The organism is Streptomyces brevispora, assembly GCF_007829885.1.
GTDB classification, from domain to species: domain Bacteria; phylum Actinomycetota; class Actinomycetes; order Streptomycetales; family Streptomycetaceae; genus Streptomyces; species Streptomyces brevispora.
Genome location: NZ_VIWW01000001.1, coordinates 3,231,860 through 3,251,912 on the forward strand (window position 1 = coordinate 3,231,860; position 20,053 = coordinate 3,251,912).

General features: G+C 68.5%; 17 protein-coding genes, 1 tRNA gene, 1 other RNA gene and 1 pseudogene. 16 read left to right on the forward strand and 4 right to left on the reverse strand.

Annotated elements, in window-relative coordinates; all coding sequences use genetic code 11:
- Positions 1 to 191 precede the first annotated feature (191 nt).
- Positions 192 to 524: pseudogene (locus FHX80_RS14940) on the forward strand (HD domain-containing protein); the annotation flags it as partial.
- Positions 525 to 770: 246 nt separating this feature from the next.
- Here FHX80_RS14940 and FHX80_RS14945 read toward each other — a convergent pair.
- A complete protein-coding gene (locus FHX80_RS14945; protein ID WP_145764647.1) occupies positions 771 to 1,499 on the reverse strand; it encodes a hypothetical protein in 729 nt (242 codons plus the stop codon).
- Between the two features lie 172 nt (positions 1,500 to 1,671).
- Between FHX80_RS14945 and FHX80_RS14950 the strand changes: the two genes are divergently transcribed.
- The 6 genes from FHX80_RS14950 to FHX80_RS14975 all read left to right on the forward strand — a co-directional run bounded on the left by FHX80_RS14950 (position 1,672) and on the right by FHX80_RS14975 (position 8,315).
- On the forward strand, positions 1,672 to 2,967 hold the full coding sequence (locus tag FHX80_RS14950) for a competence protein CoiA family protein (RefSeq protein WP_244318270.1): 1,296 nt from the start codon (positions 1,672 to 1,674) through the stop codon (positions 2,965 to 2,967).
- A 617-nt stretch (positions 2,968 to 3,584) separates the two neighbouring features.
- Entirely contained in the window at positions 3,585 to 4,559 is a 975-nt protein-coding gene (locus FHX80_RS14955; RefSeq protein WP_145764648.1) for a LysR family transcriptional regulator, read from the forward strand.
- 279 nt (positions 4,560 to 4,838) lie between these two features.
- The gene (locus FHX80_RS14960) at positions 4,839 to 5,531 is read left to right on the forward strand and encodes a PrsW family glutamic-type intramembrane protease (protein WP_167523547.1); all 693 of its coding nucleotides are present in this window, start codon (positions 4,839 to 4,841) and stop codon (positions 5,529 to 5,531) included.
- Positions 5,467 to 6,942 (forward strand): CdiA C-terminal domain-containing protein, encoded by a 1,476-nt coding sequence (locus FHX80_RS35690; protein ID WP_244318271.1) that lies wholly within the window; start codon positions 5,467 to 5,469, stop codon positions 6,940 to 6,942. The genes FHX80_RS14960 and FHX80_RS35690 overlap by 65 nt, the downstream gene beginning before the upstream one ends.
- 8 nt (positions 6,943 to 6,950) lie before the next feature.
- Positions 6,951 to 7,319: a hypothetical protein gene (locus tag FHX80_RS14970; protein WP_145764650.1), complete on the forward strand. Its 369-nt coding sequence runs from the start codon at positions 6,951 to 6,953 to the stop codon at positions 7,317 to 7,319.
- A 432-nt stretch (positions 7,320 to 7,751) separates the two neighbouring features.
- Positions 7,752 to 8,315 carry an HD domain-containing protein gene (locus FHX80_RS14975; protein WP_145767307.1) on the forward strand — a complete coding sequence of 188 codons (564 nt, stop codon included), beginning with the start codon at positions 7,752 to 7,754 and terminating at the stop codon, positions 8,313 to 8,315.
- On the opposite strand, the gene FHX80_RS14980 is transcribed toward FHX80_RS14975, so the two are convergent.
- Positions 8,303 to 8,770: an NUDIX hydrolase gene (locus FHX80_RS14980; protein ID WP_097921667.1), complete on the reverse strand. Its 468-nt coding sequence runs from the start codon at positions 8,768 to 8,770 to the stop codon at positions 8,303 to 8,305. The two genes, FHX80_RS14975 and FHX80_RS14980, sit on opposite strands and share 13 nt — an antisense overlap.
- Positions 8,757 to 9,530 carry an XRE family transcriptional regulator gene (locus tag FHX80_RS14985; protein WP_145764651.1) on the reverse strand — a complete coding sequence of 258 codons (774 nt, stop codon included), beginning with the start codon at positions 9,528 to 9,530 and terminating at the stop codon, positions 8,757 to 8,759. The genes FHX80_RS14980 and FHX80_RS14985 overlap by 14 nt, the downstream gene beginning before the upstream one ends.
- Positions 9,531 to 9,628: 98 nt before the next feature.
- Between FHX80_RS14985 and FHX80_RS14990 the strand changes: the two genes are divergently transcribed.
- The 4 genes from FHX80_RS14990 to FHX80_RS15000 all read left to right on the forward strand — a co-directional run bounded on the left by FHX80_RS14990 (position 9,629) and on the right by FHX80_RS15000 (position 11,979).
- Complete coding sequence (locus tag FHX80_RS14990; protein ID WP_145764652.1) at positions 9,629 to 10,321, forward strand: HAD family hydrolase; 693 nt, start codon at positions 9,629 to 9,631, stop codon at positions 10,319 to 10,321.
- 107 nt (positions 10,322 to 10,428) lie between these two features.
- Positions 10,429 to 10,890 carry a radical SAM protein gene (locus FHX80_RS35695; protein ID WP_244318272.1) on the forward strand — a complete coding sequence of 154 codons (462 nt, stop codon included), beginning with the start codon at positions 10,429 to 10,431 and terminating at the stop codon, positions 10,888 to 10,890.
- Positions 10,887 to 11,330, forward strand: coding sequence for a hypothetical protein (locus FHX80_RS35700; protein ID WP_244318273.1), 444 nt, complete (start codon positions 10,887 to 10,889; stop codon positions 11,328 to 11,330). The genes FHX80_RS35695 and FHX80_RS35700 overlap by 4 nt, the downstream gene beginning before the upstream one ends.
- Positions 11,323 to 11,979, forward strand: a complete 657-nt coding sequence (locus tag FHX80_RS15000; protein WP_244318274.1) for a P-loop nucleotide/nucleoside kinase family protein — start codon at positions 11,323 to 11,325, stop codon at positions 11,977 to 11,979. The genes FHX80_RS35700 and FHX80_RS15000 overlap by 8 nt, the downstream gene beginning before the upstream one ends.
- Positions 11,980 to 11,985: 6 nt before the next feature.
- Here the strand turns inward: FHX80_RS15000 and FHX80_RS15005 are convergent.
- Positions 11,986 to 12,073 (reverse strand) — tRNA-Ser (locus FHX80_RS15005).
- A 120-nt stretch (positions 12,074 to 12,193) separates the two neighbouring features.
- Between FHX80_RS15005 and ffs the strand changes: the two genes are divergently transcribed.
- From ffs to FHX80_RS15030, 5 genes are all read left to right on the forward strand, one after another.
- Positions 12,194 to 12,290, forward strand: an RNA gene (gene ffs, locus FHX80_RS15010) — signal recognition particle sRNA small type.
- Between the two features lie 118 nt (positions 12,291 to 12,408).
- Positions 12,409 to 14,619, forward strand: coding sequence for a DNA polymerase III subunit gamma and tau (locus tag FHX80_RS15015; protein ID WP_145764653.1), 2,211 nt, complete (start codon positions 12,409 to 12,411; stop codon positions 14,617 to 14,619).
- Between the two features lie 106 nt (positions 14,620 to 14,725).
- The gene (gene purD / locus FHX80_RS15020; RefSeq protein ID WP_145764654.1) at positions 14,726 to 15,976 is read left to right on the forward strand and encodes a phosphoribosylamine--glycine ligase; all 1,251 of its coding nucleotides are present in this window, start codon (positions 14,726 to 14,728) and stop codon (positions 15,974 to 15,976) included.
- A gap of 408 nt (positions 15,977 to 16,384) precedes the next feature.
- Positions 16,385 to 18,220 (forward strand): hypothetical protein, encoded by a 1,836-nt coding sequence (locus tag FHX80_RS15025; protein ID WP_145764655.1) that lies wholly within the window; start codon positions 16,385 to 16,387, stop codon positions 18,218 to 18,220.
- A 264-nt stretch (positions 18,221 to 18,484) separates the two neighbouring features.
- The gene (locus FHX80_RS15030; RefSeq protein WP_145764656.1) at positions 18,485 to 19,948 is read left to right on the forward strand and encodes a N,N-dimethylformamidase beta subunit family domain-containing protein; all 1,464 of its coding nucleotides are present in this window, start codon (positions 18,485 to 18,487) and stop codon (positions 19,946 to 19,948) included.
- Positions 19,949 to 20,053: the final 105 nt, after the last annotated feature.

A 20,053-nucleotide genomic window follows, 5' to 3' on the forward strand; every position in this document is an offset into this window, starting at 1 on the left:
CGCGGCCGAGGACGCGGCGGGCCGGAATTCGGTAAGCATTTCGCGGACCGAAAATGGAGAGACCATGGCTCGCTGATCTGCTCGGTAAGCGCACTGAGTTTCTTCCATGAGTGCAGGGTTTCGGCGGTCCGTGATGTTTCGTCTGATTGCACGTTTCAGATGGGCGGCCCTCTACCCGGAAGGATTCACCTATGGACGAAGCAGCAGCAAGGCGAGCGTTCCAGGTGGCGGCAGCAGAGTTGTGTGAGCCGCTTCCGCGTCGATGGGCTCACTCCCAAGGAGTCGCTAAGCGCGCGGTCGAGTTGGCTGCGGTTCTGGGATCAAACGCCGAGCTGATGCTGTCTGCGGCCGTATTGCATGATGTCGGCTACGCTCCGCGGCTGGCCCTTACTGGCTTTCATCCGCTGGATGGCGCCCGGTTTCTTCGTGACGTCCATGGCGCGGATCGACGGCTGGTCCGGTTGGTAGCGAACCACTCGCTGGCCTTGCTGAAGGCTGAGGAGCGCGGCCTGCGGGACATCCTGGGGGCTGGGCTTTGCCCCGCTACGTCAACATGAGAGGGCGCCAACACAACTGGTGGGCGCCCTCTGTCATGGGCGGATCGCACTGGATCAGCGCTTGTTCTTCCAGTTTCGGATGGCCTGGTCGAGCTGCGAGCGCAGCCGCCTAGCGGCATCAGTGCCCGGCAGTAGTTCGGGGTACGACTCACTCGGGCGCCCAGCGATCAGGGCCCCCAGATTGGTGGAACTCTGCGACGGAAAAACGAGCGATCACTTCTTCGCACCCATTTCCTGGGCCAGCCCGAGGAACCCCCTGCCGACGCCAAGAGGAGGTGAGGAGCTGTAGCGCTTCGCTTCGATCGCCGCGACGAGCTTGCCGGTCCGTGGGTGCACCCTGGCCTGCCGGCTCCGCTCGGCTTCCTTGTAGTCGATGATGGCGACGTCGCATTCGTGTGCAACCTTAGAGTTGGCGGTGACGACGTACACGCCGAGGTGGACCTCCAGTTGCTTCCGGATGCCGGGGAAGCTGACCAGGATGTAGGTGAAGGTGCCCGACCAGAGGTTTCCCGGGGACCTGCGAAAGCGCAGCGCAGTGGCTGGAGTCGTGCCGTCCTGCGTGAGCATCGTGGTCCCGCCGGCCGCCCTCGCGGCATCGAGGCACAGCGTCAGCCCCGGGTCACCGAACTCGATGGTCAGCTCCATCCCGTGAGCCTCAGCTACGTCTAGCGCGGCCTTGCGCGATGCGTACATGGTCTCGGCGAGCGTCAGGAGGGCCCCACGGATGAGTTCGATGTTCTCGTCGTCCGTGTACGGAATCACCGCGACGTCGGACTCCTCAAGGCGTAGCAGTTTCCTCTCCGCCAGCCGACTGGCACGTGCCGCGTACTGGCTCGCCTGCTCCTGCTTGAGCTTCTCCTCCGAGACTGCCCGACCCTGCCGGACTTCTTGATCCAGCTGACTCGCCAGATCCCCCAGCTCGGCCTCTTTGAGCTGCTCCATGATGTGTGTACTGATCGCTTCCGAAAGACACGCGGTCCCTCCCCAAGTCTCCTTCCAGGACTGTACTCAGGGGCACCGACAGGCGAGGGCGGGTTGATCGACATCAGCCGATCGGGGCCGGACGCCTCCGGCGGAAGCGCGAGCGAGCCGCCGCCTTTCACCACGCACTCTGTTGGAGACTCACCGCCGTTCCTATGGTGGAGAAATGGCAAATGTGGTGTGGCACACCGGATATGGCCTAGAGATCAATCTGTCACTGTCTGACCTCGGTCACCCGGGGCGTCCCGATCTGTTGCGGGAGATCACCGCGAGCGTCGCCGAACGCGACCCGCAGCTGCTCGAATGCCTCGCGCACCATGACGGCCGCGACTGTCTGTCGGAGTCGGGCGGCAAGTCGCCGTGGATGTTCATCCGCCGAGGCCGCGTCGGGGGCCGTCGGCCGCTCGTCGCCTCGCACCTGCCGGTCACGCACAAGGCCACACCGGCGGAGAGCGAGCAGCACAAGGCCACGAAGGAGCGGGTCGTCGAGACCGCCTCGCGCTACGGCCTGGACGCCGATGCCGAGGTGCCTACGGCAAACCGCCGGAGCATCTCCGACGCCCTCGTCACCGGCCCCGGAGGTATACGCATCGGGTGGGAGATCCAGTACCACCACCTGAGCCCGAGCAGCGTGCACCGTCGCTCGGCCAACGCCGTGCAGCAGGACATCACTCCGTTGTGGGTCGCGAAGGACCGGACGGCTTCCCTTATAGACCGGGCGCCCTGGGCACGCGTGGACGACATGCCCTGGAGGGATATCGCCGGCGGGAAGGAGATGGTGATCCGCGGTGGCTACCGCCACCTCCAGGTCTGGAAATGCGTGGCCAGCAGCGAGCGCCACTGTCTGTTGACCGATGGCGCCGGTCACTGTGGCGAGGTTCACTCGGACTGGTTCCTGCCCGCCCTGTGCCTGCCGGAGAAGAAGGCGGTGCACCTCGAAGACCTTGTGCTGTCGAGCGCGACGGGGGAGAGCGTTCCGGTCTACGTGCCCAATCGGGGGAGCGGCCGGTCAGGGCGGCACATGTGGGTCTCGGCGGCCGACTGCGAGCGCTGGCTGGAGATGGTCGGCGAGAAGACTCCTCTTCCCGAGGCGCCGGGGCAAGAAGATGACGACAAGATCACCTTCGACGAGCAGGAGATCGACCTAAACTGCCGAGCGGGTGAGGAGGGTTGGTTCGTCAGCGACGCACGGCCCATTCGAGACCTGGGGCAGCCGACCGGCGGATTCACCCTGCCTCGGATGCCGGCACGGCGGTCGCGGAACCCCATGCTGATCTTGCCCGTCGAGCGGGCTGCTGCCTCTGCGGCACTGGGCTGTCCGCCGTGGGAGCTGGGGCCGTGCACGCGATGTGACCAGCTGATGCGCCGGTACGGGCGGGACGCGGCCATGTTCTGCGGCGTGTGCCGTGAGCTCCTGAACGCTCGGTAGGCCGCGGCGGCCTGCTGGCGACAACTGCAACCAAAACTGCAACCACCAACGTCGAAGGCCCCCGCAGCGAGCTGCGGGGGCCTTCGACGTATTGCCCGGTGAGAGCAATGGCGGAGGATACGAGATTCGAACTCGTGAGGGGTTGCCCCCAACACGCTTTCCAAATGTTCGTCTGGCTGTCCGGTGGGGGCCGTGCCAGTCCTGGCCTGCGGAGGAGTACACGAGCCGGCCCCGTCCGAACAGGCTCGGACGAAGGTGAATGAGACCACGAATGAGACCAGCTCTGGCCGGCTGCCAGTGATCACTGCGAGCGGAATGCGGTGACGAGCAGGCGGCGGATCCAGGCACTGCCCCTCCCAGTCCGGCTCGTGTTCCCGGACTGCTGATCTGGTTGGTCGGAGTCGCGGTCGCAGCGGGTCGCAGCGGCGGCAACGAGCATCTGCCCGCTGACCGCCAGCAACAGGGGAGACGGCGCCAAGGGGCTATCACGTCGGGGAAGTTCGTGGTGGGGCATGGCGTCTACGCTCGCCCGCGGCGCCCGCTGCGGTCCAACACCTGTCCCGTCCGCATTCACGCACTTGCGTTGTCAGTGCCGTCCGCGACGGTAGATTGCCCGGGTGTCCCGCGACTTCGACCCCCGTCTCCTGCGCGCCTTCGTCACCACCGCCGAGGAACTCCATTTCACGCGCGCCGCCACCCGGCTGTACGTGGCTCAGCAGGCACTTAGCCGGGACATCCGCCGTCTCGAACACGAGCTGGGCGGCGCGCTGTTCGTACGCACCACTCGCCACGTCCGCCTCACCGCCGAGGGAGCGCGGCTGCTGCCGTACGCCAGGCGCGTGCTCGCCGCACACGAGGCGTTCTCCATCGCCGCCTCGGCGCGCGAGCAACGGCCGCTCCTCGTCGACGTCGGAGCCCGGGCGGCCACCGGGCACGAGGTGCTGGAGGAGACCCGGCGCGCCCACCCCGAACTGGAACTCGTCGCCCGCTTCCACAGCGGCCTCACCGGCGCCGCCCAGGAAATCCTCGACGGCCGTCTCGACGCCTCCTTCGGGCGGTTCGCCGGAATTGCCCCCGTCGTGGCCGCACGGCTCGACCACCTCCCGGTCCGTTACGAGCGGATGGCCGTGCTCCTGCCCGACGACCATGCCCTGTGCGCGAGCGACCGCATCCCGCTGAAGGCTCTCGCCGGCCGGACCCTCTACGCGGCGGCGGGCAACCAGTCCGCCGCCGAGTGGACCGACCTCGCCACCCGGCTGTTCGCCGGGCACGGCATTCATCTGGCGGATCCCTTCCCGGAGATCGAGGGCCCGGAGGAGTTCATGCGCGTCGTACGGAAACGGGGCTGGTGGGTGCTGGCGAGCACGGAGTTCATCGACGTCCCCGGCATGGCCCTGCGCCTACTGAGCGACCCCGTGCCCCTCTCGCCCCTCTCTCTGGTCTGGCGCGCCGGCCTCGACCACCTGGCCCTCGACGCCCTCGCCGACACCGCACGGCGGCTCGCGCGAGAGCACCACTGGCTTGACCTGCCTTCGAACGCATGGCTGCCACCGGAGGACAGGACGGCCATGCAGGACGGTGTCGTGCTCTAGAGCGAGAGGCGCCGGGGCCGGAGGACGACGCCGAGATCACCTTCGCCGAGCGCGAGATCGACCTGGGACACGCTGAGGCATCCTGCTCGAGGACCTGGTGGAGCCAAGCCGCCAACGTCCTTCCAGCACCTACCCGCCGGTCTGAGGCAGGAGACTGATTGGGAATGAAGCGCATCCAGCCGACCGAGACGCATGGGATCTGGCTCTTGCCCTCGACCAAGCACTCCCATAGCATTTCGTTCGCTACTGCGAATTCAATCTAGCTGTGGGGGGTGCGTCGTGGCGTTGTTAATGGTGGCGGCTGCCGTGTGGGGTGTGGTGCAGCTGTTTGCGTTGGCGTGGCCCACGCGGTCGGTGCGGTTGTCTACGGTGTTGCTGGCCCTGATGGTGGGTGTGTACGGGTGCGGCGTGGTGGTGGCGCTTGTGGAGGTGGCCTACACCCGCCTGTATGCGGATGGTTCAGGGCTTCCGGTGGCAGAGGTGGTGGACACCACCAGTTACACGGTGGCGCCATGGGTGGAGGAGTTGATCAAACTCTGCCCGTTGTTGCTGGCCGGGCTGTATGCCAAGGTGCGTCGACAGTGGGGGCTGTCGGACTTCGTGGTGCTCGGCTCAGCACTGGGGGCCGGGTTCGGACTGTTGGAGGCTTTGCTGCGATTTGCAGCTGAAGCCAAGCGGGCCATCCCCCGCGCCCATGGCGGCTGGGTGATCCCCGATGGACTGTCCCCGCCGTATGTGCCCGGCCCACACCAGGTGTTCACCAGTTGGCTTCCGGCCCCGTTCGCTACCTTGGAGATGGGCCAGGAGGCTGCCTCTGCGACGTTCTCACATCTGGTGTGGACGGCCTTGGCGGGCCTCGGCGTTGGGGGTGTTGCTGCGCGGCCGCGGCTGGATACGGGTGTTGGCGGTGGTGCCGGTAGCGGCCGCGATCGGGTACCACACGCTGAACAACTATGCGGCCCAGCACTATGACGCCACCGGCGCGGCGGATTGGCTGGAGAAGCTGGACGCCAAGTCGTGGCTGATGCCACTGGTCTGCCTGACCACGGCCATGATCGTTGACTTGCGCCAACTGCACCACGGTAAAAATCGAATACCTGGCGTGCTGCTGGCCGGCGAACGCGAGGCCGGCGACAGCCCCGCTGCCCTCATCCGCTACGCCGCATGGCGCCTGCCTTGGACCGTGCTGATCGCTGTTCGTTTCGTACGGCTGCGCCGCGCGCTGTGCTACATGACCGCCCTCGCCCCGGCTACGGAGACCGAGGAGCTGCGCCGCCTGACCGCGAACATCGCCGCCCGCATCGACACCTCCGACCGTGAAGATGCCTGGCAAGGTCTGGACATCCAGGGGCAGTTGAAAAAGACCCGCGCCGGCAGCGGACGCTGGAGATGGCAACTGGTCATTCCCTGTCTCCTGGCTCTGCCCTCTCTGATCTTCCTAGGTATCGGATCGTTCCACTCCACCTCTGGTTTGCAGACGTATATCGCCACTGGACCGCGCCCTAAGATCCTTCTCTATTGCGCTATGGCGGCCTTGGCCTGGATCGCCTGGCAACTGACCGCCCTGCTCCGCACCTGGCGGGCTACTGCGGCCCAACCCATCGGTGAGCAAGTGGCCCTACACCGCTTCCGCATCACCACTGCCCTGGGTTCCGCCGCCGCCGGAGCATTCATGCTCTACCGCGGCCTGGGTGGCACCGACGTCACCACCGACACGCTCCTCTCCCCGGCCCATCTACTGGAAGCCCTCGACCGGACTCTCTTCTGGGTCGGACTCCTTCTCTTTCTGGTCGCCCTGGCCGCACTCATCGGCCCTGGTACCGGTCTTGCCGGTCTGGCCCTCGCCGGCGGGGGCGCCTTGGGCGCCCTGACCGTCCAGGCCGCAGTCAACGCAGCTCTCCTGGGCTCCGCGGGCATCGTCCTCATGGGGGCAAGCGCCAACGGAGGCTTCGAAGGCACGGAAGGCGAGCGGGCGGGGAGGGGTAGTGAAGGGAAGGGCAGCAGAGAGGGCAGCATCGATGAGACGGAAAAGAAATTCGATCCAATGGAACGAGAGGTAGCTGAACTACTGAAATCCGAAGGGAGGCATGTCCGGGCGCAAGTGGAAGCTACTGAGGATGGAGTGCGACGAGCTGATGCATTCGTGGACGGGGTTGAGACTGAATTCAAGAGTCTCGATCCTGGAGCAAGCTCAGGTACGGTGAAGAATCAACTTAACAAGGCCAAGGGGCAGGCGCGTCATGCAATTATTGACGCACGAGGAAGTGGTCTTAGCGAGGAAGCCGCCAGGGAGGGGGTCGGCAAGTTTTTCCGTAACAACCCGCCGGGTCGAATGGATGGCATTCGTGTCGTCGGTGACAACTTCAACCTCACTTATCCATAGGAGGATCCATGAGTATCACCCACACCATCTTTATTAGCCCCGGCCAGCCAGTAGAAAGGCTGATTTCCGACATCGGATCCGCTTGCGGGTCCCTGTTGCATGTCAAGACGCCCGGATATATTGACTACAGTGTCTCTCTTGGTCATGCAGCTGTTGAAGTGGAGCTGTCACATGATTACGAAGAGGACCACGGTATCCGATTCGAGGACTATGACGCGCTGATCACTGTCCGGGACTTCGACAGCGACGTTCAGCGACAAGAGCAGATCGCAGCAGATATCTTTCGAAATCTGACACGCCTCGACACGTATCGCATGGTCCTCGTTCGGGACTTCCAGCGACTTCTAGATTCGGCGACGCCTTCTCGGCTCCGTTGATTCCGAAATCGTTGAATGGGGCTGTTGACGGCGTGCGGCTGGGGAACCTATACAGTGCTTCTGGTTACCGTTCGCGGCGCATCCGGCTGCTGCGTCGAATGTGTGTCCACAGCATTGAGGCCACTTGGGGCAGCAGCCGGATGCGTCGAATTCTCACGAGTGATGCTGTGGAACTGTGCTCCACCCTCCAGTAGTCCTGAGAATTCTGCGCTCGCCGAGTCAGTGAAGGCGAAAATGGAGGCGACAGCTTAGGTCAGATGCCTTGAACGAGTACAGGGAGGAATGCCGGTGGTTACGACCAACGATAGCGCGCAGCCGATCATGAGGTGTTGGCCCGGCTTGAAAGCACACTGCCTTGGCCAGCGCGGTTGCAAGTTCCCGGGTCGTGCGGAGAGCAATGCTCAAGGGATTCCGCTGGGGCACGTAATGAGCATGAACGGATCGATGGCGAAGTGGGCATGTTCGGTGGCCGAGGCGGAGCTGCGTGAGTCCCTTCCTCGTCGATGGATGCACTCGCAAGGGGTTGCGCGGCGCGCGGCCGAGCTGACTGAACTCCTGGGTGGTGACGCGGACCTGCTGGCTTCTGCCGCCGTGCTTCACGACGTGGGCTACGCACCGCGGCTGGCAGCGACAGGCTTTCATCCGCTGGATGGTGCCCGGTTTCTTCGTGACGACCATGCTGCGGATGAGCGGCTGGTGCGGTTGGTGGCGAACCACTCGTTGGCGTTGCTGGAGGCGGAGGAGCGCGGGCTACGGGGCGATCTGGAAGCCGAATTTCCGCTGCTCGACGACCACCGGCTCGTGGATGCCTTGGTGTATTGCGACATGACGACGACGCCTGACGGGAACGGCACGTCTGCCGAGGGCCGGCTGGAGGAGATCATGGATCGTTACGGTGCGGACAGCCTGGTGGGGCGGTTCATCCGTCGAGCGTCGTCGGACATCCTCGCGGCCGTGGGGCGCGTGGAGGCGGCGTTGGCGGCTCAGCCCAGGTAGGGGTAGGTGCCGGCGAGGTAGTCGCCGATCTGCTGGCGCATGCTCGGGTGGATGTCGTACTGGTCCAGGTCGCTCGGCTGGACGTAGCGGACGCCGTCGGCTTCGTCGTTGATCGTGGGTTCGCCGCCTACGGGGCGGCCGATGTAGGTGTTCTCGTACTGCTGGCGGATCTCGCCGTCGGTGTAGGCCACGATGTGGTTCGGGTTCGTGTAGACCCCCAAGAATCCGGTGATCTCGGCGATGATCCCGGTCTCTTCCAGGCATTCACGCACGGCGCACTGGGCGGCGGTCTCGCCGATGTCCTGGGCTCCTCCGGGCAGGGCCCATTGGCCGGTGTCCCGGCGGCGCTGGAGGAGTATGGCGCCGTTGTCGTCGACCACGAGCAGGTTGTTGGCGGGGATGAGCGTGTTCGCCTTGGGGGCCTTGGGGTCGTTGTAGTACTCAGTCCTGCCCATGTGGCGAGGGCCCCTCCTGGTCGGGTGTCCAGGGCCGTGCGGTGGCCCAGACAGCTTCGAAACTCTGAGCGTAGTTGTCGAACCAGCCCGCCGTGTCTGCTCTGCGGAGATGGAGGAGGGGGTTGGCGCTGGCCGGCTGGCCCCAGACGTGCGGGTTGATCAGAAGGTCATCGTCGTACCGGAACATGGAGGTGTAGAGCGTGGTGTCGTGCAGGCGCACCTCGCAGCCGGCCTCGGACAACAGGGGCCGGTAGTAGGTGAGGGAAGCGCGGATTTTGGCGGCGAGTGTGTCGCCGATTCCTTCTTCGTGGCCGCGGATTGCTGCGGCCTGGCCCTTCGAGTCGCCGAGGCAAAGCCGCACTCGCACCCCGCTCGATGCGCGCTCGGCGAGCATCTTGGCGACGTGAGGGTTGGACTGGGCGAAGAAGGTGCCGGAGAAGACGAGGACGCTGATCTGCTCCTGGGCGCCATTGAGTAGCGACAGCCACGTGTCTCGCGGGACGCTCGCCCGATTCTGGTAGGTCCCGACCAGCTCCTGCCCTGACTCTGCGAGCTGCTGCGCAGTGCTCGGCACCGGTGCGGGCCAGAGGAACAGTTCCTCGACCCGTAAGTGCTTGGCGAGACGGAAGCGGTGGCGAGGATGGGGAACGCGCCCGCCGAGCCACCGGCCAACGGTCTTGGGGTCCACCTCGCAGACTTCGGCGAGTGACTCAGGTGGGATTCCGCGCTGGGCGAGCACGGAGTGCAATCGCTCGTTCACAGGGGCCATACAAGCCGAGACGGCCAGGAGCGGCAAGGACGTTTCGGGACGTTCCACAGAAGGAAGGGGGTCATGACCGCTGTATTTACGCTGGATGCATGGAGCTCATCGTCCTGTGGGACATCGACCACACCCTCATCGAGAACGCCGGGGTCAGCAAGGAGATCTACGCCGCCGCATTCACAGCCCTGACGGGAAGGGCGCCCGCGGGGCCGGCGCGGACAGAAGGGCGTACGGACCGGCTGATCATGCGCGACATGTTCCAACGGAACGGCCTGGCCGAGCCGGACTGGACAGCTATCGAGGTGGCACTGTCCGGCGCAGGGGCGGCACGTCTCCAGGACCTCAGCCGCCGGGGGACAGCCCTGCCCGGCGTGCGGGAAGTCCTGAAGGAGGTGTCCGTGCGCAGCAGTTGGGTGTCGTCGGTGCTCACCGGCAATATCGAGGACAACGCCCGCGTGAAGGTCGCGGCCTTCGGCCTTGAGCCCCTTCTCGACCTGCCGGTTGGCGCTTACGGGGCCGATGCCCTTCAACGCCCCGACCTGGTCGCTGTCGCCCGGGAGCGTGCCCAGCGGCTGCGGGGCGCCCCGGATGGCGTGCCGGTCGTGCTTGTCGGAGATACCCCGAGGGACGTGGAGGCCGCCCTCGCTACGGGCTCCGAGATCATCGCGGTTGCCTCCGGCGTACACAGCACCGAAGAACTGGCAGACGCCGGTGCCCGCACGGTTCTGCCCGATCTGATGGACACCGGCCGTGTACTCGGGATTCTGGACGCGCTCTCCGCACGCTGAAAACGTCCCAGGACGTCCTCGGAGCGTCCCGATACGCGGTGACGAGGTCCGTATCCACCCCGCCAATATCAGGTCTCCCACCAGGCAAGCGCCCGAAGGAGACCCTCGTGATCAGCGAAGTCACCGGGATCCGCAGGATCCGGATGCTGTACTTGCAGCTGCTCTACCGCTGCAACTTTGAATGCCTGCACTGCTTCCACGGCAAGCGGCTCCAGCACGCCGACGCCTTCACCACGGACGAGGCGGTCAACCTCCTCACACTGATGCGTGACGAGTACGGCACTGAGGCGGTCACCCTGCTGGGCGGCGAGCCGTTCGTGTACCGCGACCTCGCCCAGGTAGTCCGGTACGCCAAGCGGGACCTGGGTATGCGAGTCGAGATCTGCACCAACGGCTACCGGATCGAGCGCCGGCTCACCGAGATCGCTCCCGACCTGGACTTGCTCCGGGTATCGCTGGAGGGCATCGGCACGACCAACGACAAGATCCGCAAGTTCGGAAGCTACCGGAGTGCCCTGAGGGCCTCGAAATCGCCCAGCAACTCGGCGTCCGGGCCGGCGCGACCATGACGGTCACCTCACGCAACATCGACGAGGTCCTGCCGCTCGCCCGCACGTTGCAGCACCACGGGGTGGAGCAGCTGAAACTCCATTGCCTTCGGCCTGTTGGCAACGCAGCGGATCACCCCGAGCTCCTCGTGAACGACGCCACGGCCTACACCCGTCTGCGGGAGGGCCTGGCCTCGGCCGAGCTGGACATCGAGGTGATCCTCGACGAGGACCTGTCCGAGCTGGGTGCGCCGGACGCCTGCCTCCCTGCCGGGGGCCCTGTGGAGATCGAGCGGATCGAAGCCGACCCGCGCGGCGCGCTCACCATGTCCTGCAAGGCCGTTGGCAAGGACTCGCACGCCTTCTGGTACGACAAGCTCACCGATCACATCGACCACCGGCCGTCCGCCACCGACGAACTCACACTCGCAGTGCCGGACGTGGTGTACGGACGTGTCTGACCCGGCGTCGTTCGAGAGCGTTGAAGGGCTCCGCGGCACCGGCAAGTCGACGCTCGCCCCCCTGCTCGCGGCCGCTCGTGGCGCGGTACTGGTCCCGACCGTGCCGCCCGCCTACCAGGCACTGCGGCGGGAGGTCGATCGGCTGGGCAACGTAGAGGCCCGCATGTGCTTCTACCTCTCGGCCGTGCTCACCGCAGCCGATCAGATCCAGCGGTACCTGTCCGCCGGCATCCCGGTCGTCGTCGAAAGCTACTTCGCACGGTGCCTGGCCAACCACCGCGCTTTCGGAGCCAACCTCTCCGTGTCCCTGCCGCCGGGCATCCCTCGTCCCATCACCTATCACCTTGTCTGCGCAGAGGACGAGCGTCAGCGCCGACTCGCCAGGCGCGACAAGCCTGTCTCGCGTTGGGACGCCCTCGCCGAGATCACCGCAGACAAGATCACCGACGCCTACGCCTCGTTCCCGATGCACCGAGTGAACACCACCGGTCTCACCCCTGACGAGGTACTCCGAGCCGTCCTGAGCACCCACCCGCAAGGAGAGCAAGCCCGTGCAGACACCCAGCATGTGGCGGCACACCCTTACCTTCTTCCAACGTCGAAGGCCCCCGCAGCAAGCTGCGGGGGCCTTCGACGTATTGCCCGGTGAGAGCAATGGCGGAGGATACGAGATTCGAACTCGTGAGGGGTTGCCCCCAACACGCTTTCCAAGCGTGCGCCCTAGGCCACTAGGCGAATCCTCCGCGGCAAACAATACAAGACGTTGAGGAGTGCTCGCGAACCCGTTCCCCTTCGGTGGTCCCGGTGGGTTCCTGACGGGTGGGGAGGTGGACTTGCGGGGGCGGGGATCGGCTAAGGTGGGCTTCAGCCCCTCACGTGGCGCTATCTGACTGAACTCCCCCAGGGCCGGAAGGCAGCAAGGGTAGGTTGGCTCTGGCGGGTGCGTGGGGGGTCCTTACGTTTCCGGGGTCGTCCGGCAGATGTCCGGGGCGCCGGTTTACGGGTGGGTGTGCTCTCGGGGCCGGTGGTGTGCCCGGCCCGGGGCCGGTTGTCGGTCCGCCCCTATAGCCTCGTATGTGTGTCGTCCCTTGCGCTGTACCGCCGCTACCGCCCCGAGTCGTTCGCCGAGGTCATCGGGCAGGAGCATGTCACTGACCCGTTGCAGCAGGCCCTGCGGAACAACCGGGTCAATCACGCGTACCTGTTCAGCGGCCCGCGCGGCTGCGGCAAGACGACCAGTGCGCGCATTCTCGCCCGCTGCCTGAACTGTGAGCAGGGGCCGACGCCCACGCCCTGCGGGGAGTGCCAGTCCTGCCGGGACCTCGCGCGCAACGGGCCGGGGTCGATCGACGTGATCGAGATCGACGCCGCTTCGCACGGTGGTGTGGACGATGCCCGTGATCTACGGGAGAAGGCGTTCTTCGGGCCCGCGTCGAGTCGTTACAAGATCTACATCATCGACGAGGCGCACATGGTCACGTCGGCGGGGTTCAACGCCCTGCTGAAGGTGGTCGAGGAGCCGCCGGAGCACCTCAAGTTCATCTTCGCGACCACGGAGCCCGAGAAGGTCATCGGCACCATCCGGTCGCGCACCCATCACTATCCGTTCCGGCTCGTGCCGCCGGGGACACTGCGCGACTATCTCGCCGAGGTGTGCGCCAAGGAGGACAGCTTCGTCGAGGACGGGGTGCTTCCGCTGGTGGTGCGGGCCGGCGCAGGTTCCGTGCGTGACTCGATGTCGGTCATGGACCAGTTGCTGGCCGGTGCGGCCGATGACGGTGTGACGTATGCCATGGCGACGTCACTGCTCGGCTATACGGACGGCTCGCTGCTCGACTCCGTCGTGGACGCCTTCGCGTCGGGCGACGGGGCCGCGGCGTTCGAGGTCGTGGACCGGGTGGTCGAGGGCGGCAACGACCCGCGGCGCTTCGTCGCCGACCTGCTGGAGCGGCTGCGCGACCTGGTGATCCTGGCCGCGGTGCCGGATGCCGGGGAGAAGGGGCTCATCGACGCCCCCGCCGATGTCGTCGAGCGGATGCAGGCCCAGGCGTCCGTCTTCGGAGCCGCCGAGCTGAGCCGCGCCGCCGACCTGGTCAACGAGGGGCTCACGGAGATGCGCGGGGCGACCTCGCCGCGGCTCCAGGTCGAGCTGATCTGCGCCCGGGTACTGCTGCCCGCGGCCTTCGACGACGAGCGCTCACTGCAGGCACGGCTGGACCGGCTGGAGCGTGGTGCGTCCTTCGCCACCACCGGCCCGGGGCCCGCCATGGGGTACGTCCCCGGGCCCGAGGCCCTGGCCCACGCCCCCGTCGCGTCGCAGGCACCGCAAACGCCTCAGCCCTATCAGGCCCCGCAGGCACCACAAGCGCCTCAGGCCTATCAGGCGCAGCCGTCCCCCGGCTCGGGGCCCGCCGCCGCGCGTGCCGCCGCACGCGGGGACGTGCCGCCCACCGCCCCGGCACAGGCGGCCCGGCCCGCCGACCCCGTACAGCCGCCGCCCGCGGAGGCTGCCGCAGCCGGTCAGCGGCCCGGCGCCTGGCCCGCAGCGGCCGCGCCCGAGCAGGGGCGCCGGCCCGGAGGCTGGCCGACCGCGTCCACCCCCGGCCAGGCGCCGGCCCCGCAGGCCGCCCCGGCACCGGCTGCCCCCGTACCGGCCGCGCCCGCTGCACCCGCTCCGGGGCCCGCCGTTCCGGAACCGGCCCCGGGCATGACGCAGGGCGCCGGGCAGGTGCGCAACATGTGGCCCGACATCCTGGAGGCGGTCAAGAACCGCCGCCGGTTCACCTGGATCCTGCTCAGCCAGAACGCCCAGGTCACCGGCTTCGACGGCACCACCCTCCAGATCGGCTTCCTCAACGCGGGTGCCCGCGACAACTTCACGAGCAGCGGCAGCGAGGACGTGCTGAAGCAGGCACTGGCCGAGCGGTTCAACGCCCAGTGGAAGGTCGAGGCGATCGTCGACCCGTCCGGCGGCGCCGGACAGCCCCCGCAGCCCGGCGGCGGCCGCCCCTTCACCCCGCCCGCACCGCAGCGCCCGGCGGCGCCCTCGCCGCAGCAGTACGAGCCCCGGCCGGCCCCGGAGCGGCAGCAGCAGCCGGGGGGCGGCGAACCCGCCGCAGGGCCCGCAGCGCCCCCGTACACCGCCCCCGAGCCGCCCCGCTCGGTCGCCCCGGAGGACGACACCCCCGAGGCCGACGACCCGGACCTGGTCGACTCCGCCCTCTCCGGCCACGACCTGATCGTCCGCGAACTGGGCGCCACGGTCGTCGAGGAGTTCACCAACGAGTAGGGCGCGTCGCGGGGCAGCGTCCCGGTGCCGTCGCGGGGCAGCGGCCCGGTGTCCACGGAGCGGCGCCCGTCAAGGCCGCTCCGCCCCGGCGGCTAGGCTGCACCCCGTGAAGGTCCTCGTCATCGGCGGCGGCGCCCGCGAACACGCCCTGTGCCGCTCTCTCTCCCTCGACTCCGATGTCACCGCTCTGTACTGCGCCCCCGGCAATGCCGGCATCGCAGAGGTGGCCGAACTGCACCCGGTCGACGCACTCGACGGCGCTGCCGTCGCGCGCCTCGCCACCGAACTGGGCGCCGAGCTGGTGGTCGTCGGCCCGGAGGCACCGCTTGTCGCCGGGGTCGCCGACGCCGTGCGCGCCGCCGGCATCCCCTGCTTCGGCCCCTCCGGCGAGGCGGCCCGGCTGGAGGGCTCCAAGGCGTTCGCCAAGGACGTGATGGCCGGGGCAGGCGTCCCGACCGCCCGTAGCTACGTCTGCACCACCGCCGCCGAGATCGACACGGCCCTCGACGCGTTCGGTGCCCCGTACGTCGTCAAGGACGACGGACTCGCCGCAGGCAAGGGCGTCGTCGTCACCGATGACGTCCAGGCGGCTCGTGCCCACGCGCTGGCCTGCGACCGCGTGGTCATCGAGGAATTCCTCGACGGCCCCGAGGTGAGCCTCTTCGCGATCACCGACGGCACCACCGTGCTGCCTCTCCAGCCCGCCCAGGACTTCAAGCGCGCCCTCGACGACGACGAGGGCCCGAACACCGGCGGCATGGGCGCGTACTCGCCGCTGCCGTGGGCCGACCCCAAGCTGGTCGACGAGGTCATGCAGTCGGTGCTCCAGCCGACCGTCGACGAGCTGCGCCGCCGCGGCACGCCCTTCTCCGGGCTGCTGTACGCGGGTCTCGCGATCACCTCGCGCGGTGTACGGGTCATCGAGTTCAACGCGCGCTTCGGTGACCCGGAGACCCAGGTGGTCCTGGCCCGTCTGAAGACCCCGCTGGCCGGTGTCCTGCTGGGCTCCGCCAACGGCACCCTGGACGAGCTGCCTCCGCTGAAGTGGCGCGACGACGCCGCCGTCACCGTGGTCATCGCCTCCCACAACTACCCGGACACCCCGCGGACGGGTGACCCGATCGAGGGTCTCGACGAGGTCGCGGCACAGGATGCGCCGCATGCGTACGTCCTGCACGCCGGAACCCGGCGGGACGGCGACGCGGTCGTCAGCGCGGGCGGCCGGGTGCTCTCCGTGACCGCGACCGCCAAGGACCTCGCGGGCGCCCGCGAGCGCGCCTACGCGGCGGCGGCCCGGATCCGGCTCGACGGCTCCCAGCTCCGCACGGACATCGCGAAGAAGGCCGCGGAGGCCTGAGCCCCGCGGTCCCGATCGAAGTCTCCTCCGCGGTCCCGAACGCGGTCCCGAACGCGGTCCCGAACGCCGTCCCGATCGAGATCCCGAACCCGAACCTGAATCGCGATCGAGATCGAGATCCCGATCGCGGTCCTGATTCGTCCCGCGGTCCTGATTCGTCCCGTCAGTGCCGTCCCACCTCCGTCGACGCGCCGCTGACCCATGGACAGCGGCGCGTCAGCAGCTTTACCCAAAGCCATTCCATCGAGTGACGGCTGAGCCATCCGGATGACGCCCGCCGAAGCCCCAACTAAGGTGCGGCGCAAGCATTCCGGCACTTGGCCCACCGGCATTGCGATGTCAGTGACGGGTGCCACAGTGGGGGAGTGAGCAACACCGCCGCGAGGGCAGAGGGGGTGACATCCAGCCGTGTCCGGTACCAGCGCAGGTGAGGAGTTGGGTGCGCAGGCCGCGCGCGCCCGGGCTCTTGCCCTGCTGCGCATCCGCAGCAGGGCAACGGCAGTGGCACTGCTGCCCGCGGCCGTCGCCGTCGTGCTGTTCGCCGCGGGCGTGCAGGGTTTCGCCGACGGCAGCGGCTGGGATGCGGCGCGCTGGGCCGTGACGGCCTGCGCCGTCGTCGTCCTGCTGGTCGCGGCAGCCGTCGCGATCGCGGTCGTACGGGCGAGGCCGGCGATCAGCCCGACCGTCCCGCTCAGCGAGAAGGCGGCCCCGGACCTCTACCGGCTGGTCCGTGATCTTGCCGAGCGCCTCGATGTGCCCGCGCCCTCGGCCATAGCGCTGACGCCCGACTGCGACAGCTGGCTGGAGGACCGCACCCATCCCGCCGCCGACCGCGCGGCCAGGGAAGCTGCTCGCCGGGACGCCGACGGGCCGGGGACCGGTCCAGGAGCCCGCCGCCGGGTGCAGGCCGCGCCCGTGCTGGTGATCGGTTCGCCGTTCCTCTGGTGGATGCGGGTCGCGGAGCTGCGGGCCGTGCTCGCCCCGGTCGTCGCGGGCACGGGCCCCTCCGCCCATCCCGACATAGCCGCGGCCCGGCGCTTCGTACGGGGACTGGACGGAGTCGTCGCCGACGCGGCCGTGCCCGTCCAGGGGCCGGTGCGCAAGGTTCTGCGGCTGCCGCGCGCCCTCGTCGGCCGGATCGCCCGGCTGCTGCTGCGCAGCTGTCACAGCCACGCCGCGGAGATGGAGCGCGGCGTCGCCGCTGCCGCGTCCACCCGTGCCCAGGCGGTGGACTACGGGCTGCGGATCGTCGCCCAGGAGCAGGTCGGGCTCGCCTACGCGGGCTGGGACCGGCTGCTCACCCGGGTCGCGCTGCCCGCCTGGCGGATGGGGCGCTGGCCGTCCCGGCTCGACGCCGGTGTCGTCTCCGCCCTCACCGAGCTCTCCCGGCGCGACCGGCTGGCCGACGGGTTCACCTCCCGGCTCGGCGAACGCCCCGCCTGCGACCTCCTGGAGGAACCGGGAGCGGCCGACGAGGCGGCGTCCCTGCTGGCCGCCAGGCTCTTCCACGGCGGTCCCGCGGAGACGGGGCCCGGCTGGTCCCCGGTGGACTGGCAGCAGTACCCGGAAGAGGTCGTCGACCGGAAATGGCGCACCGAGGCGGCCCGTCTGCACCGCGTCCTGGACGACATGAGTGTGCCGCCCGCCTCCGCCGCCGGTATGTCCGGCATGGCCGGTGCCGCGGTGCCCACGCTGGCCCGCGTCGTCGAGCATCTCGCCTCGGGCAACGGCAGCGGTCTGGAGCTCGCGGCAGGGATCAGTGCCGCGGTGGCCCGTGACGAGGCCCAGGCACAGGTCCAGAGCCCACAGCAGGTACCAGGCAGTGCAGGCGGTGCAGGCGGTTCAGGCAGTACAGGTGGTGCAGGTGGTGTCAGCAGTTCCGGCGGGCCCGGTGGTTCCGGTGGTTCCGGTGGGTCCAGCGGTTCCGGAGGTTCCGGTGGGGACGTGCTGGACTTCTGGGGGCCCGACCCCCTCCCGCTGTTCCCGCTCCAGCCACCACGTACGGGGACCGAGCTGCTGGCCGACCATGTCGCGGCGATGGTCTGCTGCGCCGCCGTCGACACGGCGGGCGCGGCCCCCGGACTCGACTGGCTCGACGGGCCCGCGCTGCTGGTCGACGGCGAACGCAGGTCCGATCTCGGCACCCCGGTTCTCAGCCTCGTCGAGGACGGCGACGCCGGCCCCCTGCACTCCTGGCTCGCCTCGGTCGGTGTGCGTACCGACAAACCCGTCCGTCTCGTCTGAACAGCTACGGGACCGGGCGCGTCCGCCATATCCGGTGCGTAGTCGAGGCGCTCCGACGCTCTCCCACGCACTCCGAGGTGCAACTGGGGCGCAATTGCGGCATATCACCCGCCTGAGCGCCCAACGCCCGGAAACTCAGGTTCCGTTAACGTCGATTCGCGACGAACGGTGACGGGGTGGATGCGTTATGTGATGTGCTGGGGATCGGCGCTGACAGCCGGCGCACCACTGTTGTTCCGGGGGCCTGAGAGAGGGAAGCGCGTTATGGGGGCGGAGCAGATTCGTCGTTGGGAATCAGGTGCCCTCGCGCACGCAGTCACCGACCCCTTCGGACAGGGGCCCCTCCCGTGGCTGCGCGGCAGCGAGAACTACCTCGACGACACCGGCCATGTGGTGCCCTGGTACGCCGACCCCACACTGCCCCGCGGCTCCACCGGCGGCGGCACCCGTACCGCCGACGACGTGCACCGACAGATCAAGGGCTTCAGCTCCACCGGTGCCGCGGCCCCCGGTGAGGCGATCGACTTCCACATCACCGTGGACCCGCCCCGGCAGTTCTCCGTGGACATCTACCGCATCGGCCACTACGGCGGCGACGGCGCGGCCAAGATCACCACGAGCCCGCGGCTCTCCGGCATCGTCCAGCCCGCCCCCCTCGCGGCCGACCGCACGGTCTCCTGCCACCACTGGTGGCAGTCCTGGCGCCTCCAGATCCCCGCCTACTGGTCGATCGGCGCATACGTCGCCGTGCTCACGACGATCGACGGATACCGCTCGCACATCCCGTTCACGGTCCGCGATGACCAACCGGCCGATCTGCTGCTGATCCTCCCGGACATCACCTGGCAGGCGTACAACCTCTACCCGGAGGACGGCCGCACCGGTGCCAGCCTCTACCACGCCTGGGACGAACAGGGCCGGCTGCTCGGCGAGGAGGACGCGGCGGTCACCGTCTCCTTCGACCGCCCCTACGCGGGCGCGGGCCTCCCGTTGCACGTCGGTCATGCCTACGACTTCATCCGCTGGGCCGAGCGCTACGGGTACGACATCGCCTACGCGGACACCCGCGACCTGCACGCGGGCCGGATCGACCCGACGCGTTACCGGGGCCTGGTCTTCCCGGGCCACGACGAGTACTGGTCGGTCCCCATGCGCCGCACCACCGAACGTGCCCGCGACAACGGCACCTCCCTGGTCTTCCTGTCCGCCAACACCATGTACTGGCAGGTCAGCCTCGCCCCGTCGGCGTCCGGTGTCCCCGACCGGCTGCTCACCTGCCGCAAGCGGCGCGGCCCGGGAAAGCCCGCTCTCTGGCGCGAGGTGGACCGCGCCGAGCAGCAGCTTCTCGGCATCCAGTACGCGGGCCGGGTCCCCGACCCCCACCCCCTGGTCGTGCGGAACGCGGAGCACTGGCTCTGGGACGCGACGGGTGCGGGTGAGGGCGACGAGATCGACGGCCTGGTCGCGGGCGAGGCCGACCGCTACTTCCCGCGCACCACGCTTCCCGAGCACGAAGACCGCATCCTGCTGGCCCACTCCCCGTACCAGGACAGCGAAGGTGTGACGCGCCACCAGGAGACGTCCCTGTACCGGGCCCCGTCCGGCGCGCTCGTCTTCGCCTCCGGCACCTTCGCCTGGTCCCCGGCCCTGGACCGCCCCGGCCATGTGGACCCGCGCATCCAGCGGGCCACCGCCAATCTCCTCGACCGCATCTGCAAGCGCGCCTGAGGACCACCGGAACCCCGCCCCGTTCCCCGCCCCACCCCCTGTCCATCCCCTCGGACACCCCCGTATCCGCCGCCACCCCCTCCGCGACCCCTCCGCAGCCGTCCG

Excerpts from the sequence above, each read along its gene's own strand:
- FHX80_RS14945 (WP_145764647.1), bottom strand. The coding sequence starts at position 1,499 with ATGGAGCAGCTCAAAGAGGCCGAGCTGGGGGATCTGGCGAGTCAGCTG.
- FHX80_RS14970 (WP_145764650.1), top strand. The coding sequence starts at position 6,951 with ATGAGTATCACCCACACCATCTTTATTAGCCCCGGCCAGCCAGTAGAA.
- FHX80_RS14975 (WP_145767307.1), top strand. The coding sequence starts at position 7,752 with ATGAACGGATCGATGGCGAAGTGGGCATGTTCGGTGGCCGAGGCGGAG.
- FHX80_RS14980 (WP_097921667.1), bottom strand. The coding sequence starts at position 8,770 with ATGGGCAGGACTGAGTACTACAACGACCCCAAGGCCCCCAAGGCGAAC.
- FHX80_RS14990 (WP_145764652.1), top strand. The coding sequence starts at position 9,629 with ATGGAGCTCATCGTCCTGTGGGACATCGACCACACCCTCATCGAGAAC.
- FHX80_RS35700 (WP_244318273.1), top strand. The coding sequence starts at position 10,887 with ATGACGGTCACCTCACGCAACATCGACGAGGTCCTGCCGCTCGCCCGC.
- FHX80_RS15030 (WP_145764656.1), top strand. The coding sequence starts at position 18,485 with ATGGGGGCGGAGCAGATTCGTCGTTGGGAATCAGGTGCCCTCGCGCAC.